A 15,894-nucleotide genomic window follows, 5' to 3' on the forward strand; every position below is an offset into this window, starting at 1 on the left:
GGATCTGAACGTACAAGGTAACTTTCCATGATTTGCCAACAGGCTTTTAAAAGACCTGCCCTCGCGGGGTGCATGATGTTATTCATATGCGCAGCTTATATACCCGCCAGCCAGGCAGCACTGACCGTCAACGCAACGCGTATAGTGTTCGACGGCGACAAGCGCAGTACGTCGGTGGTCATATCCAATCCTAGTGATCGCCCGTTCGCGGTGCAGACCTGGGTAAATACGGAGGCAGACGACACTGTCACCGTCGTTCCATTCGCACCTTCGCCGCCACTTTTCCGCCTTAATCCGGGCAAGGAACAACAGGTACAGATCAATGGCCTGCCCCACGACCTGCCCTCTGATCGTGAGTCATTGTTCTACTTTAACGTGCAGGAAATACCTCAAGCCGACTCTTCGCAAGGCAATGTACTGAATATTGCCCTGCGTACCCGTATCAAACTGTTTTATCGCCCGGTTCTGCTGACTGACAACCCCATTGCCCGCCTCAAGGACCTGCAATGGTCGGTCCGGCAGATTGCCGGCAAGGCAGAGCTGACCGCCATGAATCCGACGCCCTTTCATGTGTCGTTCATTCGCCTCGACGTCTCCGGCGGTGGCAGGACTGAAAAGGTCAGTGAAGTCGCCATGCTTGGCCCGTTCAGCTCTCGCCATTACACGCTCAACGAAACGAAAGCGGTACCGGGCCTGCAGGTGGTGTTTGCCGCGATCAACGATTACGGCGGCTACAGCCAGCCGCAGACAGCTACGGCCACGCTGACTGACTGAAACAGCGCTGGCACGCTTCATCCCCAGGACATTGAACATGACCCTATTACCCGATTCCGGGTTCATACCGGTGCGCCTGCGTTTTATGCAGGTGCTGATTGTGTGCGGCAGCGTGACCGTTCCGCTGGAACTGACCAAGGCGGCAACCCCTGTCAATTTCCAGTCCGGCTTCCTGCGTCAGGGCCAGGACTATGACAGTGCGGCCGCGGCCAGCGTGCTGAACCAGTTGTCAGTTGTCGAGAGCCTCGGGCCAGGCGACCATTGGGTAGAAATCCACGTCAATATGCGCTATTTCGGCCAACGGCAAATCCGTTTCGATGCCGACCCGCAAGGCAACGGCCTGCTGCCCTGCCTGTCGTCGGAATTGCTGGAGCAGATCGGCGTACGCCTCGACAGTCTGGCCGACCCGGCCTCGTTGCAAGTCGCCTGTGTCGCGTTGGGGCAATTGATTCCGGACTCCAGGGTCGTACTCGACGGCGGCAAACTGCAACTGTCGATCTCGATACCGCAGATCGCCATGCGCCGCGATGCCAACGGTCGAGTGGACCCGGCGCTTTGGGATTACGGCATCAACGCCGCCTTCATCAATTACCAGACCTCGGCGCAACAGACGACCCACAGGGAGACAGGCACCAGCAGCAGCGCAGACCTGTACCTAAACACCGGTATCAACCTGGGATCATGGCGATTGCGCAGCAATCAAAGCGTGCGCCAGGATGCACAGGGACATCGCGAATGGACCAGAGCCTACGCTCATGCACAGCGAGACCTGCCCGGCACGCACGCTAACCTGACCCTGGGTGAAACCTACACCGGCGGCGATGTCTTCCGGAGCGTGCCGATCAAGGGCGGGTTGATCAAAACCGATCAGGAGATGCTCCCCGATTCCCTGCAGGGTTACGCACCGGTGATTCGTGGCGTGGCGCAAAGCAGGGCCAAACTCGAAGTGCTGCAGAACGGATACCCGATCTACTCCACGTATGTCAGTGCGGGCCCCTATGAAATAGATGACCTGAACACGGCGGGCAGCGGCGAACTGGAGATCGTGCTGACCGAGGCCGATGGTCAGGTCCGGCGCTTTACCCAACCTTACTCGACTATCAGCAACCTGTTGCGCGAAGGCGTCTGGAAATACAGCACAGCCCTGGGCCGCTTCAACGGCGCCTACGCCACCGAGCATCCCTGGCTGTGGCAAGGCACGCTGGCGGTTGGAACAGGCTGGAACTCGACCCTTTATGGCGGACTGATGACCAGCGACTTCTACCACGCCGCTGCAATGGGCGTGTCGCGGGACATGGGCCTGCTGGGGGCGATGGCGTTCGATGTGACCCGGTCACGCGCCAATATCGATCAAACCGGTCGGTCCAGCGTGCAGGGCATGAGTTACGCCATCAAGTATGGCAAGGCGTTCACTACCCATACCAATCTGCGCTTCGCAGGTTATCGCTACTCCACCGAAGGCTATCGGGATTTCGACGAAGCCGTCAGTCAGCGCAGCAACGACGCTACGTTCACAGGCAGCCGCCGAAGCCGCCTGGAAGCTTCGGTTCATCAAAGAATCGGCGCACGCAGCAGCGTAGGTCTGACGCTGTCGCAACAGGATTACTGGGGCCGCGATATCGAGCAGCGGCAATTTCAACTCAACGTCAACACCCATCGTGCCGGGATCACCTACAACTTCTACGCCTCACAGTCACTGAGCGTAGACAGTAGCCGCGGCAACGACCGGCAGTTCGGCCTGAGTATCTCGATGCCTCTCGACACCGGCCATTCGAGTAATGCCACACTCGACCTGCAGAGCAGCGCCAATCGCCACAGTCAACGGGGCAGCCTGAGCGGCAGCTTCTATGAAAACCGCGTCAATTATCACGCCAGTCTTAGCAACGATGACGGCAAACAGCAAAGTGCAGGCCTTGCGGCAGGCTATCAGGCGCCCTTCGCCAGCCTCGGCGCCGGCGTGACCCAGGGCAATGATTATCGAAGTGCATCAGTCAACGTCAGTGGCGCCTTGTTGCTGCATGCGGACGGCATCGAGTTCGGCCCGAATCTGGGCGACACCATCGCCCTGATCGAAGTACCCGATACACCCGGCGTTGGCATACAGAACGCTACCGGTGTCAGGAGCAATAGTCGCGGCTACGCATTGATGCCCTATCTGCGCCCCTACCGCTATAACCCGATCACCTTGCAAACCGACCGACTGGGGCCCGAGGTGGAAATCGATAACGCCAGTACTCAAGTGGTACCTGCCAGGGGGGCCGTGATCAAGACCACCTTCGCTGCGCGCAAGGTGACGCGCCTGGTCATCAATGCAGCCACTGACAGTGGCAAGCCGCTGCCATTCGGCGCCCAGGTCAGCGATGCGCAGGGCAACATCCTGGGCATCGCAGGGCAAGGCGGGCAGATTTTGCTGTCTACCGGCATGCAGGCCCAAACCCTCGATGTCCGCTGGGGTGAGAAAAGCGACCCTCAGTGTCGTCTGCACATAGACCCCGCGGGCATGCCTCTGGCCAAGGGTTACCGAATGCAAGACATGACGTGTACCCAGTGACATCAGATCTGAGCCGTCCGCGACATTGTTATTTCAGGAATCACCCCATGAACACTGCATTGAATGCCCTGCTCCCCAGTCTGATCCTTTTGGGGACCAGCTATAGTGCTGCGGCTTACTCCGAAGAACCGGATGACACACCGAGCAACGATTGTTATTGGGTTTCCTCACCGGGAATAAAGGATTACCGGCGCGACATCGGCACGCTCTACGTCCCCAAAGACGCCGCAGTGGGTACCTTTATCGGCAGCATCGATATGCTTAACGCCACACCAGACCAGGCAGGTCTGGAGGCGGCCTGCAAAAATGACGGCACGGCGCTTCTGGAATTCAACGCTACGGCAACGGCTCCGATCTTTCCGGGCACGGTGGACCCTATAAACGGGGAAGACCTCACAGGCAAGATACTGCAAACCAATATTCCGGGCGTCGGGGTGCGGGTAAGACTGGAGTTTCCGTATGACAGGAACTGCCCCAATTGCTTCACGCCTGTAGGTGGCAGCGCCTCCGTTCCGTTCATCGGCCTCAACGACCACGAGAAAATGCTCACGAGCCTGCGTTTTCTTCATCTGAACAACTATGTCACGCTGGTCAAGACCGGACCGATTCCCTCCGGACCCAATGTGCTCAATGGCAGTGAACTGTTCTCCGGAAGCGTGACAACGCTTGGCAGGATCATGAAGTTCGGGCTAACCGGCACAATACTTCAGGCACAGTGCAGCGTCGGTGCAGATCCGGTCAGTGCCGACACGGTGCAGTTGGGTGAGTGGGACAGCGCTGACTTCACCGGTCCCGGTTTCACCACACCTGCGGTGCCATTCAGTATTGCGTTGAGCAACTGCGAGACCTATACGGGTGACGGCTTCGTGGCAACGGCGCATATCCAGCTCGATGGTGTCGAAGGCTCGGTCCCCGAGGGCCCTGTCGGCAGCGGGGTTTTCACCCTGACCAGCGATTCGGACGCCAAGGGCATGGGGATTCAGGTTCTCAAAGGTGATGGAGTCACGCCCATGGAGTTGCAGACCGAAGTGCCAATCATGGCGATCACACCCGGTAACGTTGTGCTGAACTTCTACGCCCGCTTCTATCAGACACAGGCCAGCAGCGCGATCCGGCCGGGCAAGGCCAAAGGAGCCCTCAGCTTCACGATGACCTACAAGTAGCAATGCATCATGGACTGCCAACTGGCGGTCCATGACCTCCTCCTCAGGGGTACAACGTTGGTCTGAGCGAAGGAAAAGACTGCCAGGAGAGCGTCTGGTCGAAACTCACACGCACCCGGACATCGAGCTGAGTGCCTATATTAAATGCCTTCAAATCCGTTTTGCTGATAACACCGGCGTCGATTTTATCGTCCACCCGCGGCACCGGGTATTCATCCAGAACGTTAACGATCAACAATTGATTATCAGCACTGCTGACACCATGCACCTCGATGGTGAGGAACTGGTCAGTGCCCATGAATGACCAACTGTCGAGCGTGAACCGTGCGTAGCCTCCCTCTGCAATGTCCTGCAGGCTCAGACGCCCCCCGGAGACTTTGTCACACTGCACCACCGGAAAGCCTGTCATGACCATGATACTCAGCGTATGCAGGTCCGAAAGATAAGGCGGGGCGGCGCTTTTTTCGAATACCTCATAATAAACGGGGATCGACTTGCCGAAATGCTGGGCAATCTGTGTGGAAGGAATGTTGAACAGTCTCGAGTCTGCTACCTCCGTAAGAAAGGCCCCCACACTGCCGGGCTCGGCCCATTGGACGCGGACGGTGTCACCGGGAGCAATCACGGCACTCTCAGGTATCGATACCACGGCGCCCTGATAGGCATCCAACGGATCGAGCGTACTGGCGCTTGCCGAGCCTGACGCCTTCTGAACCCGCGGGGGTGGCAGCACACGCGGTACTGGCTGAGCACGCACCAGCAGCGAAACAGCCAGCGCACGGGGCCCGGCATTCCCCGAGCGATCCTTCAACCTGTAGGACACATAACGAATGCCATCGCCACTCTCGAGAACCATTTGCTTGTCGAAGCCAATATTGATCGTGCTACCGATGTCGGACGCTTCAAGCGTCAGGGTTCCGGTGTGCTCCGAGCCCGTCATCGTACTGCTCCAGTACCAGATAATGAGATCCCCGGCGCTCGGCGAAAAATACGCGGGCACTTCGGCCAGCACGGTGTTGCCATGAGAGTCCAGCCAGGCCGAGGTAAGACCATCCCTGATGATTTCTTCCGGAAAAATCAGCGCCCCTTCGTCTGCGAATACCGGTGCCGTTTTATCAATGACAAAGGCCAGTGTTTCGGATTCGGTCTGCACCTGATTGGCGGTCTCGACGCTATAACGGAGTCGATGCTGGCCTTCGCCCAGGTATTGCTGCGCGATCATGATGAACAGATCGACAGGCTGTACAGGTTTGGTCCAGACCTTCTCCTCCAGCAGCAGGTCATTCCAGTACACGCGCAGATACTCAGGGTCGCCCGGAGTGGGCTCGGAGTTTTGCCACATGGGAAAATCGACCCGCAACGGCACGAGCCAAGCACTGCTGGGAAGCAGATTGGGTTCACCGCCGGGTATGTCAGGCAGGAGTTCGGCGATCACAGGCGGCGCAAGCAGCATGCTCTTGCGTCTTGAAGCCGGCCAGAAGAGGACTCTGATCCGTTCGATCCACTTTGAAATGACAGACATGAGCCAGGCCTCCAGTAGGAGAAAGCGGTGGCCGACCCGTTTGCCGACCGCCATGCCCGTCAGTTAACACCCTGTTTTTTTTTGCGGATACTGGCACAAGTGATAGGACCGTTGGCGCATCAGCGCCATCGATCAAGCATCAGCCCCCCGCTTCGCTGTCGCTACCAACTGTAACGCAAGCCTGCACCGGCGCCCCACGGCTGCTCGATGGCATCGCCATTGCTGTAATCGAAATCAGCATGCAACTGCAGGTTGTCAGACAGTGACACCGAAACGCCCGCCCCCAACTCGCCACGGGAACCGGAGAGGTCGTTATTGAAGACGTTGTCGTTGACCTTGACCTCGTTCCGGTTGACGAATTCGTGAGCCACGGCAACCCGCACGTAAGGTTGCAGCGTACGTCCCTGGCCCAGATCGAAACTGCGCCCCGCCGTCGTACCGACCTTGCCGAGCAGCGACCGGCTGCGGTCACCCTCAGCGCGCATACCGTTGTCCAGTGCGTAGTCCTTGCCCTGAACGACCAGGCCCGCCAATTGGGTGTAGGGTTCGAGAAAATAACCGTTGTTCAGTTTGATGAGCCGACCCAGTTCCAGCGACGCGCCAACCCCCAGATTGTCGTAGTTGCCGCGCGTGCGGGAACCATCGCTGAGATTGACTCTGGCCTTGTTTTTGAACTGATTGAGTTTGATCACGCCATCGACGTAGTAGCCGCTCTCGCTGTCCAGCCAGGTGCTGTAAGCGCCCAGCGAGTAGCTGTCGACCTTGCCACTGGCACCGTGATCCAGGCTGAGGTCGGACGAGCTCTGCCCGATCATCACACCCGCCAGCCATTGTCCCGACCCCACAGGCAGCTTGCCATCTGCGCCGAGAGCAACACCGTTCTGAACCTGCCGATATCCGAAGCCCGAGGCGTCGGCCACGTTGAATTTGTTGCCGTAGGTCCGTATCCAGCCGCCGGAACGGGCCTCGTCCATGCGCAACTCGCCCATGCGCGAACGCAACGTGCTCAACTCCCCATACCAGACAGTCGGCGCCGTGTTGAACAACGCCATGACAGTCTGTGCACCCGGGCTGATGGTCCGGGTGGCGGTATCCAGATACCAGTCGTTATCGCCCTGTTTGATCAGGTCATAGGACCAGGCGCCCAGGTCCACTGCGCCGCCTGAGAGCGAAAAGCTGGCATCGCCGGCTGCCGCATGCACGACGTGCAAGCTGGTATCGCTGAGCGGATCAACCCCCGTGCTACCGATAAGCAAGGTATGACTGCCGGTCGCACTGCCCGTGATGTCAAGAAAGTCAGTGGTCTTGCCACCGAAATCCACGTCCATCATGAACGTACCATTCCCTGACAGGCTGGCGAGCGACAAGGTGTAAAACGAGCACGCGTCGCCAAACCTGACCGATCCGCCGTCCATGGACAATTCATTCACCTGACCATTCTCGACCATCACCCACTGGCCCTGGCTACTGAGCGACAGGCTGGATACGTTCTCCAGGCGTCCGGTCAGGGTCGCGTTATTTTGCAGTGACAGGCTGGCGGTACTGCCCTCACCCGCCGATACATCGCCCTGCAGATGGCTGTTGTCCACGGTCATCTGCGCCGTTGAGCCGTTGATCAACTCCAGTATCTTGCCATTGCCGCCGGTCAGCGTAGAACCATTGTTGACCTGGATATCGGCAGTCGCGGGCGCACCGGTGGGCGTTCCGACGATCAGCGCCGACCCGGTGATACCTTCGACCCGGGTTCCCTCAAGGACCAACAAATTGCTTGAGGGTACGGCCGGGTCAGCGCGCAAGCGCACGCCATATTGCTGCCCGGTGAGGGTACTGCCGGACGCCTTCACCGTGGAGTCAAACATCTCCATGCCTCTGCCATTGGTGCCGGTGGCCGTCACCGAAGTACTTTCCAGGGTCAGGTTGCTGAGCGAGCCAGCATTTATCCCGCGATTCGTGGCAGTGATCGTGCTGCCGATGACGGTGGCAGTGGAACCGACCAGTCGTGCACTTTCATTGCCCATCCCCAGGCCATCCGCACCACCTGTCAGGGCGCTGCCGACAATCAACGCATCTGCCCCGGTCAACGAGACGGCTGAAGAGCTGGTGCCTGCACTGACCTGACTGCCAGTGAGCGTCAGCTGCGCCCCGGTGATCGTGGATATTTGCAGGGTTGTCGCGCCGTTGGCCGTCAGATTTCCGGTGCTGACAACCCGATAGCTGTCCAGCGGACCTGTTGCATCAATGGTCTGCGGCGTGTTGACAAGGATTTGCGCAAAGGCATGACTGCCAGGCAGCAAGGGAGAGAGAAAAATAACGGTTTTCAATGTCCATGAAAGCGGACGCAGCACGAATGGAGCATTCATGACGATGCATTACCTTGAGGTAAACCTGGTTGAACCCCGTGAAGACTGCCCGAAAGCGGTCTCGGGAGAGAGGCCGAAAGACTACGGGGATCCAACCGAATGCTCTGTAGGACGTTTCCTAGGTAAACGTAGGGAGGTTCTGACAGCAGAAGATCGTCGGGGAAAATACCAATAAGCGTAGGTGACATGACCCGGTACGCGCCGGCCTTCCTAAACCGTTTGGGAGCAACCTGAGCCTGCTTATACCCCACAGGGTGCCTGCCGCCTGCCGCAGGCACCCTGAACCGGCGACCTTCCTTACTTTTTCTTCGGTTTACGTGACTTGAACACGATAGGACACGCCCCAACTGCGTCGTACATCCCTACCCGGGCGGTGGTTTCCAACGAGGTAATGGTTTCGGTTGCGCCGCTCATGATGAAGGAGTACTTGATCCTCGCGCTCCCGTTCGGGCTGCCGCTTGCAGGATTATAGACAGGCAGAATGTGTGTCGCGTAGGGCGTGACCAGCCAGGTGAAACCGGTAGCCGGATGGTCGGCTCCCAGCACGATAGCCTCCTCTTTTTCTGTGCCCGGAATAAGAGCGTCGCCTGTAGTTCCTGTAGAGGCGTACCAGTGCAAAGTAACAGTCTCACCGTCCGACAGATATTTCGAAAGATCCGGAACGCGGACCCGTATCCCCGGCTCACCCGTGGCCGGATTTCCGATGCCGTTGGCGAAGAGTGAATCGCAGTTCAGCCAGCCACTTGTACTGGTGCCCTCGAAAAGCGGTGCGTCCGGGGTGATGACAATGGCGCTTACGTTGACCAGAGTCTCTTTCGAGTGCTGGGTGTTTGCTGAACCGGGCGCATGGATGCGGTAATGAACCGGCAAATCAACGCGATTGCCTTCCGCAAAGATATCATCCCAGGGTATTTCAACCTCACGATCGGAACCCGCTGCGTCTGAAGGCAGTACGGTGTAGGTGGCCGATGAAGTGAGCCTTGTGCCCCAGTAGAAATCGATCATTTCACCCGGCTGAAGATTGATATACAGCTTGAAAAGGACCCTGGCAGCCTCGCCTTTATCCGCTGCTGTCAGGACGTTCGCTGAATCGGAAGTCTTGCCACGGACCTCGACCAGCGGCAACGCATCGTTGACTGGATCCGGCCATACAGGATCGGTTATGGGATCAGGTCCGATAGTGGAGAAATTGACATTGACGCTGGTGCTTTTCACTGCGGAAGGGAGAATGCCACGCAGGATTCGATAACTCACATTAGTGGCCTGGTCACCGCCAGTCGCTAAATTGTATTGAGCACGCAGAACCTCACCAGGGACCCTGATCAAAAGCGGAAACTCTGGATAGCTGCCGACTTCCTCGGATCTCAGCATTCCTGCGCCCCAGGTGACTTCGATACGGTCGGTCGGCTTCCAGTTATCGAACGACTTGATCGATACCTGGACCCCGATTCCTGCGTCAGGCAGGTCGATCAAGTTATCATTTTCTGCCAATGGCACGACGGGGTCTTGCAGGTTGTCGGGCAACAGTCCCAGCGCTACGTCTATGCGCTTGTAGTTGGAGAGCGGAGTGCGGTTGGTGGCCTTGTCGATCAGAAAGTAGGCGATGTAGTAGGCATCGTCCCTGGACGCTCCAATGACCGAAACCGGGAATTTCAGCGTATTGTTAGTCGGGCCGGGCAGGTTAACGACATCGACCGGAGGCGGCAGATCTTCGGGTTTTTCGGGCAACGGATTGCCGACGTAATAGAAAGCTACCCTGTGGTCAGGCGCCCAGTCGTAATAGTCAGGCAGCGTGCCGACCAGACCGTCCGGATGTTCATCCAGATACGCCTGGGTCAACTGATCTGTATCCAGAATCATCTGCTCTGGCTCAGAATGCCCGCCCGGCGGCGTGGTATCGACGATCAGGTTGATCGACGGGCTGGTGGTCTGTTGATCATTCGGTTGTCTGATCCGGTAGCGCAAACTGTAAGTACCGTCTGCAGGCTTTTCCAGGCCTTGCATCAAACTGCTCAACGGAATCTGGATCTTCTTGGGAAAGGTGCCAGGAGCCACCGGTGCGGTAATGATATCGCTAAACACCTCTTTAAACGCGTCCGTCTCCGCCTCTGCACCGATGGCCCAATCGATGAAAAAAGTATCGAAGTCGCCCGGATCAGTGACCAGTCCTGCCCACTGAAGCAAGGTGACCTCAAGAAACTCACCGAGCAGGACATCTTTGTTCAGCGTTCCATCGACAGGGTCCACAACGCCCGTCACCTCTGCCAGAGCAAGGTCTGCGTCGAGCTCCGAATCGGGTCCACTGCCCGCCAGCCCATGGGCGATACGCTCTTTTTGATTGTCATCTAAAGCCGTTGTTGTTTTTGAATCGACCATCATCAGCACTCCTTTGCTATCCGATTGCCGCCCCTGTTTATGCAGAAAACGTACGGGCGGATTGATCATGCCCCCAAGGACTGTCGTCCTTTCATCCCGAGCCGCGATGAAACGGCAACAGACCTTGGCTTTCTCGACAAAAACTTGTCTGCCCAGAACCAGCCATCCAGGCCGGTAGCCCGTTCGATTAAACGGCAGTTGCGCGACACTGGATACTGTCATAACTATCAGGGTGAGCTTCGCAGGGCAGGCTCGACAGGCGCTCGTATCAATCTCGATACATTTATGACATGCGCACGACATTCGGTCGCGCCACCCTACCGCCGAGCCTCCCGGCGAAGTAGCATGAGGGGCAGCGTTGATCTTCAACAGCAGCCAGTCCATGGCGGCACAAGCAGGCGACAGACGCATTATGCAAGCACTTCCCGATACCCCCCTGGATGCCACATCGACCGAGCAGCGCTGGAGCGTTCGTGCGCTGATCGTCGATGACGATGTGGCCATTCGCGAGCTGCTCTGCGATTACCTGACGCGCTTCAATATCAACGCTCGTGGCGTCACCGATGGCACGCAGATGCGTCAGGCATTGACCGATGAAACCTTCGATGTCGTGGTGCTGGACCTGATGCTGCCCGGTGAAGACGGGCTGTCACTGTGCCGCTGGCTGCGCAGTACATCGGATATCCCCATTCTGATGCTGACCGCACGCTGTGAACCGACTGACCGGATCATCGGCCTGGAACTGGGTGCCGACGATTACATGGCCAAACCGTTCGAGCCGCGTGAACTGGTCGCGCGCATCCAGACCATTCTGCGCCGGGTCCGCGACGAACGCAGCGATCAGCGCACCACCATTCGCTTTGACGCCTGGCGCCTGAATAGCGTCCTGCGTCAGTTGACCGCCGCCGACGGCCTCGTGGTGCCGCTGTCCAACGCCGAGTTTCGCCTGTTACGTGTGTTTCTCGAACGGCCGCATCGGGTGCTGAGCCGCGAGCAGTTGCTCGATGCTGCCCGAGGCCGCTCGATCGAGGCGTTTGACCGCAGCATCGATTTACTGGTCTCGCGCCTGCGCCAGAAGCTCGGCGATGATCCGAAGAATCCGCAACTGATCAAAACCGTGCGCGGTGAAGGCTATCTGTTCGATGCCAGGGAGCTGGGTTGATCCGCAGATTCGATACACTGTTTGCGCGTCTGTTTGGTGGCGCCCTGCTGGCCATTCTGCTGGCGCACCTGCTGGCCTTCATCTGGTTCACCCAGTACGGCATGCGCCCCCCGCCGCCGCCGTCCAACGAGTTCAACGCCGAACATGGGCAATTCGATCAGCGGCCCATGCACAGACCGCCGATGCTCGGTGGCCCGGTCATCTTGCTGTTTTTCCAGTTCATCACCCTGATCATTGCTGCGTGGTACGGCGCCAAGGCCCTCAGCCGTCCCGTGCAGAGCCTGAGCGAAGCAGCCGAGCGCCTGAGTGAAGACCTCGACAGCCCGCCACTGGAAATCAGCGGTCCGCAGGAAGCCCGACAGGCTGCGCAGACCTTCAATCTGATGCAACGCAAGATCCGCGAACAGATGCAGCAGCGCGGGCGCATGCTGGCTGCGGTATCCCATGACCTGCGCACCCCCCTTTCGCGGCTCAAGCTGCGTGTCGAACAGATCGAAGAGCCCAGGCTGCATGGCCAGATGACTCAGGACCTCAATGACATGATCAGCATGCTCGACGCCACGCTCGCCTACCTCAATGAACACCGACGCAGCGAAGGCCTGCAGCAGTTCGACCTGCAGGCACTGATCGAGTCGCAGGCCGAGAATGCCCAGGACAATGGCGACGACGTACAGTACGAAGGCCAGTGCAAACCGCTGAAGACGCAGCCGATGGCACTGCGCTCGTGCCTGCAGAATCTGGTCGACAACGCTCTGCGTTATGCCGGCAGCGTACACATCGTGATCGAGGACAGCAGCGAGCGGGTGCGCATCTCCGTGGTCGATCACGGGCCTGGCATTGCACCTGAGTTTCACGAAGCCGTGTTCGAGCCGTTCTACCGACTGGAAGGTTCTCGCAACCGCAACTCCGGCGGTATAGGCATGGGCATGAGCATTGCGCGGGAAGCGGCGCGGCGTATCGGCGGCGAGCTGTCGCTCGCGCAAACGCCAGGCGGCGGCCTGACGGCGATACTGGACCTGCCACGACTGTGACGCACTCTGTAACGCTCCGCGTACAAAGCCTACATCCCCTCGACAACTGACGCCCCGAGTCTGCAAAAGCCGGTACACCGTTACCGGGTACATTCATCTCAGGGGAGTGAGACCAATGATCAGTGGGATAAGCAGCAGTTTCTCCAGCTACACCAGTTCGACCAGTGCAACCTCCAGCACCAGCAACAAGAAGTTTCAGGAAGAGCTGCTGGCCAAGCTGGACACCGATGGCGACGGCAGCATTGGCAAGAACGAGCTGAGCTCGGCCCTGTCGTCGAACAGCAAGGATGGCATCACTGTGAGCCTGAGCAAGGCATTCAGCGATCTGGACAGCAACGACGATGACAGCCTCGATGCCGACGAACTGGCCGCGATGACACCACCTCCGCCGCCGCCCATGCAGTCGGTCGATGAACAGGCAGAAGATCTGCTCGGCGTGCTGGACAGCGATGGCGATGGCGCCATTAGCAGCGACGAGCTGACCACCGGCCTGAGCAATGCGGGCAGTACGGCGAACAGCAGCCAGGTGTTCGATGCACTGGACACTGACGAGGACGGCACAGTCAGCCTTGAGGAGCTGGTCGCCGGTATGCAACCGCAACAGCCTCCTGCCGGTATGCCGCCTGCGCAGATGAGCACCTCCGGCAGTACTGACAGCGCCAGCCTGTTCAGTGCGCTGGACAGCGATAGCAACGACAGTATCAGCGCCTCCGAGTTGTCTGCCGCGTTGAAACAGAGTGACAGCACCATTGATCAGGGCAACACCAACCAGATTGCGACTCAGGCCTTGAACAAGATGATCGCCGCACTCAGCGAAAAATATGACACCCAGAGCAGCAAGCCGGTCGGCAAGTACCTGGATACCGCTGCGTAAAGCGAGGCTCCGCCGCCCGTCATGGCGCGGCGGAAACTTTCGCCGTCAGCGGCTGCGGGCACGCTCGCTGCCGACCCAGTCGGTCAGCAGGCTGTAGGCGACTGCCAGCAGCGTCGGGCCGATGAACAGGCCGATGAAGCCGAACGCCAGCAATCCGCCGAACACACCCAACAAGACAATCACCAGCGGCAGATTGCCGCCCCTGCTGATCAGGTATGGCTTGAGCACGTTGTCCACGCCACTGATGATGAACATCCCCCAGATGCCCAGAAATATCGCCATGCCGTACTCGCCCTGCCAGACCAGCCAGGCAGTGGCAGGCAGCCAGACCAGGGGCGGGCCCATCGGGATCAGACTGAACAGAAAAGTCAGAATACCCAGCACCAACGCGCCGGGAATGCCCGCGATCAGGAAGCCGATCAGCGCCAGTACCGCCTGGGCCGCTGCCGTACCGATGACCCCGTTGACCACGCGTTGCACCGTGCCAGCGACCAGATCCAGATAATACTGGGCACGCTCCCCGATCAGGCGCTCCAGCAGGCTGAGCACGAATGCGGCCAGGCGCGGACCGTCCCTGTAAAAAAAGAAGGCGAAGACGATGCTCAGGGTCAGTTCCAGAATCCCGCTGCCAATCTGCGCACTGCGTGCCAGCACCCAGTTGCCGACCTGACCCAGATGCGGTTTGAGCGTCGCCATGAACGCCGCGCCTTGCTGATCGATGGTGGCCCACAGCGCTACCAGTCGTTCGCCCACCAGCGGAATACCCGCCAGCCATTGCGGTGGATCGGGCAAGCCGTCGACCTGAATATCCTTGATCAGGCCTGTAGCGTCACGCACATGGTCGGCGAGATTGAAGCCCAGCCATACCAGCGGCGCCGCGACCAGCAGCATCCAGCACAGGCACATCACCAGCGCGGCCAACGACTCACGGCCCTTGAACCAGCGGGTCAGCAAACGCATCAGCGGCCAGCTGGCGAAGGCCAGTACCGCGCCCCAGACCAGCGCCGACCAGAACGGCGCCATCACCCAGAGACAGGCACCAAACAGCGCCAGCAGCAGAATCTGCACCAACAGACGGTCATTGTTGAACATGCGCTATCCACTAAAAAGGATCGGAGGGAGCGAGCATAATGGCGAACCTGCGCGTCCGCCATCGCTGTTCTAACGGATAACCTCGATCTTGAGCCCTTTGCCTTCAGTGACGCCCGCCTCGAGCCGGGCAGCGCGAACACCTTTGGCGACCAGGGCGTCAAGCCAGGCGCCGGCACTGGGTCCGGACACCGTGGCGCGCAGGCTGCTGTCCTGATTGAGGGCGCGGGAAACGAGGGTAATCCAGGCATCCTGTGGTTCGCCGCTCAGACGGGGCAGTTCCAGCTTGCCGGTGCTTCGCAGCTGGCGCAGCAAGGTGGCCGAGGTCGGCAGCAGTTCGCCCAGTGGCGCAGAGGATTCAAACTGCTCGACATGCAGGTAGGCCCGGCGGTTGCCACGGGTGATGCTGTAAAGCGCTACCAGCGTGTCGCTGCGCGGCTCTGCCAGACGCAGCAACAGGTAAGCCTGGCGGTCATCCGCGCCATACAGTTTGGCGTTGCCGAACACTTCGTTGGCCCACAGGCTGCTTTCTCCGCAGTCGCGCGCCTGGCACCAGAACAACAGCTCGGTGCCCTGCTGCTGCAAGGTTTCACGAGCCGCGGTGAAGGCGTCGTCGGAAGTCCGCTCTGCAGGTAACTGATAGGTGACCGACGTCAGATTGCCACGCGCACTGACCTGGCTGTCGAAACGCAACTGGCCGCTGATCTTGCGGATCGAGCCCATGGGATAGACCCGTTCGAGCTCGGCAGCCGGACGATAATCGACGATTTCCGTGTCGGCCAGACGCGGCAGGATCTGCAGATCGCTGCTGCCTGGTACATCGGCGGCGCACAGCACAGCGCTGAACATAGACATGCACAAGGCAACAACGGGAACACTTGATAAACGCATGAGTGCTCTCATTGGCAGGCAAGCAGGGAGTGAAAATATAAAAGATCGCCAGCGAGGCGGTCACCAGAGGCTGCGGATTGATCCATCACGGTTGACTCCTG

At 59.1% G+C, this 15,894-nt stretch carries 11 protein-coding genes; 6 read left to right on the top strand and 5 right to left on the bottom strand.

Going from position 1 to position 15,894, the window contains the following annotated elements; translation table 11 throughout:
* Positions 1–27: 27 nt before the first annotated feature.
* From BLR16_RS17235 to BLR16_RS17245, 3 genes are read left to right on the top strand one after another with little or no spacing between them, the layout of a single operon-like run.
* Complete coding sequence (locus BLR16_RS17235; RefSeq protein WP_032609410.1) at positions 28–774, top strand: fimbrial biogenesis chaperone; 747 nt, start codon at positions 28–30, stop codon at positions 772–774.
* 37 nt (positions 775–811) lie between these two features.
* On the top strand, positions 812–3,325 hold the full coding sequence (locus BLR16_RS17240) for a fimbria/pilus outer membrane usher protein (RefSeq protein WP_074808583.1): 2,514 nt from the start codon (positions 812–814) through the stop codon (positions 3,323–3,325).
* Between the two features lie 47 nt (positions 3,326–3,372).
* On the top strand, positions 3,373–4,488 hold the full coding sequence (locus tag BLR16_RS17245) for a fimbrial protein (RefSeq protein ID WP_003366756.1): 1,116 nt from the start codon (positions 3,373–3,375) through the stop codon (positions 4,486–4,488).
* A gap of 43 nt (positions 4,489–4,531) precedes the next feature.
* Here the strand turns inward: BLR16_RS17245 and BLR16_RS17250 are convergent, their stop codons facing one another.
* From BLR16_RS17250 to BLR16_RS17260, 3 genes are all read right to left on the bottom strand, one after another.
* Complete coding sequence (locus BLR16_RS17250; RefSeq protein ID WP_054081891.1) at positions 4,532–6,064, bottom strand: hypothetical protein; 1,533 nt, start codon at positions 6,062–6,064, stop codon at positions 4,532–4,534.
* Positions 6,065–6,171: 107 nt separating this feature from the next.
* Positions 6,172–8,370, bottom strand: a complete 2,199-nt coding sequence (locus BLR16_RS17255; RefSeq protein ID WP_074808586.1) for an autotransporter outer membrane beta-barrel domain-containing protein — start codon at positions 8,368–8,370, stop codon at positions 6,172–6,174.
* A gap of 297 nt (positions 8,371–8,667) precedes the next feature.
* On the bottom strand, positions 8,668–10,749 hold the full coding sequence (locus tag BLR16_RS17260; RefSeq protein WP_003366745.1) for a hypothetical protein: 2,082 nt from the start codon (positions 10,747–10,749) through the stop codon (positions 8,668–8,670).
* Between the two features lie 409 nt (positions 10,750–11,158).
* On the opposite strand from BLR16_RS17260, the gene BLR16_RS17265 reads away from it, so the two are divergent.
* The 3 genes from BLR16_RS17265 (at position 11,159) to xopAW (ending at position 13,813) form a co-directional block, all read left to right on the top strand.
* Positions 11,159–11,908 carry a response regulator gene (locus BLR16_RS17265; protein ID WP_004661894.1) on the top strand — a complete coding sequence of 250 codons (750 nt, stop codon included), beginning with the start codon at positions 11,159–11,161 and terminating at the stop codon, positions 11,906–11,908.
* The gene (locus tag BLR16_RS17270) at positions 11,905–12,939 is read left to right on the top strand and encodes a sensor histidine kinase (RefSeq protein ID WP_003433089.1); all 1,035 of its coding nucleotides are present in this window, start codon (positions 11,905–11,907) and stop codon (positions 12,937–12,939) included. Before BLR16_RS17265 ends, BLR16_RS17270 begins: the two co-directional genes overlap by 4 nt.
* Before the next feature lie 115 nt (positions 12,940–13,054).
* The gene (xopAW, locus tag BLR16_RS17275) at positions 13,055–13,813 is read left to right on the top strand and encodes a XopAW family type III secretion system calcium-binding effector (protein WP_074808589.1); all 759 of its coding nucleotides are present in this window, start codon (positions 13,055–13,057) and stop codon (positions 13,811–13,813) included.
* A 45-nt stretch (positions 13,814–13,858) separates the two neighbouring features.
* Here the strand turns inward: xopAW and BLR16_RS17280 are convergent, their stop codons facing one another.
* Positions 13,859–14,905 (bottom strand): AI-2E family transporter, encoded by a 1,047-nt coding sequence (locus tag BLR16_RS17280; RefSeq protein ID WP_074808591.1) that lies wholly within the window; start codon positions 14,903–14,905, stop codon positions 13,859–13,861.
* A gap of 69 nt (positions 14,906–14,974) precedes the next feature.
* On the bottom strand, positions 14,975–15,793 hold the full coding sequence (locus BLR16_RS17285; RefSeq protein WP_161437867.1) for a DUF4892 domain-containing protein: 819 nt from the start codon (positions 15,791–15,793) through the stop codon (positions 14,975–14,977).
* Positions 15,794–15,894: the final 101 nt, after the last annotated feature.

Source organism: Pseudomonas sp. BS3767 (assembly GCF_900099665.1).
Lineage (GTDB): Bacteria > Pseudomonadota > Gammaproteobacteria > Pseudomonadales > Pseudomonadaceae > Aquipseudomonas > Aquipseudomonas cerasi.

What these genes read in the sequence shown, in the direction of transcription:
- BLR16_RS17235 (WP_032609410.1), top strand. Translation starts at nt 28, where the DNA reads ATGATTTGCCAACAGGCTTTTAAAAGACCTGCCCTCGCGGGGTGCATG.
- BLR16_RS17240 (WP_074808583.1), top strand. Translation starts at nt 812, where the DNA reads ATGACCCTATTACCCGATTCCGGGTTCATACCGGTGCGCCTGCGTTTT.
- BLR16_RS17245 (WP_003366756.1), top strand. Translation starts at nt 3,373, where the DNA reads ATGAACACTGCATTGAATGCCCTGCTCCCCAGTCTGATCCTTTTGGGG.
- BLR16_RS17250 (WP_054081891.1), bottom strand. Translation starts at nt 6,064, where the DNA reads ATGGCGGTCGGCAAACGGGTCGGCCACCGCTTTCTCCTACTGGAGGCC.
- BLR16_RS17255 (WP_074808586.1), bottom strand. Translation starts at nt 8,370, where the DNA reads ATGAATGCTCCATTCGTGCTGCGTCCGCTTTCATGGACATTGAAAACC.
- BLR16_RS17260 (WP_003366745.1), bottom strand. Translation starts at nt 10,749, where the DNA reads ATGATGGTCGATTCAAAAACAACAACGGCTTTAGATGACAATCAAAAA.
- BLR16_RS17265 (WP_004661894.1), top strand. Translation starts at nt 11,159, where the DNA reads ATGCAAGCACTTCCCGATACCCCCCTGGATGCCACATCGACCGAGCAG.
- xopAW (WP_074808589.1), top strand. Translation starts at nt 13,055, where the DNA reads ATGATCAGTGGGATAAGCAGCAGTTTCTCCAGCTACACCAGTTCGACC.
- BLR16_RS17280 (WP_074808591.1), bottom strand. Translation starts at nt 14,905, where the DNA reads ATGTTCAACAATGACCGTCTGTTGGTGCAGATTCTGCTGCTGGCGCTG.
- BLR16_RS17285 (WP_161437867.1), bottom strand. Translation starts at nt 15,793, where the DNA reads ATGCGTTTATCAAGTGTTCCCGTTGTTGCCTTGTGCATGTCTATGTTC.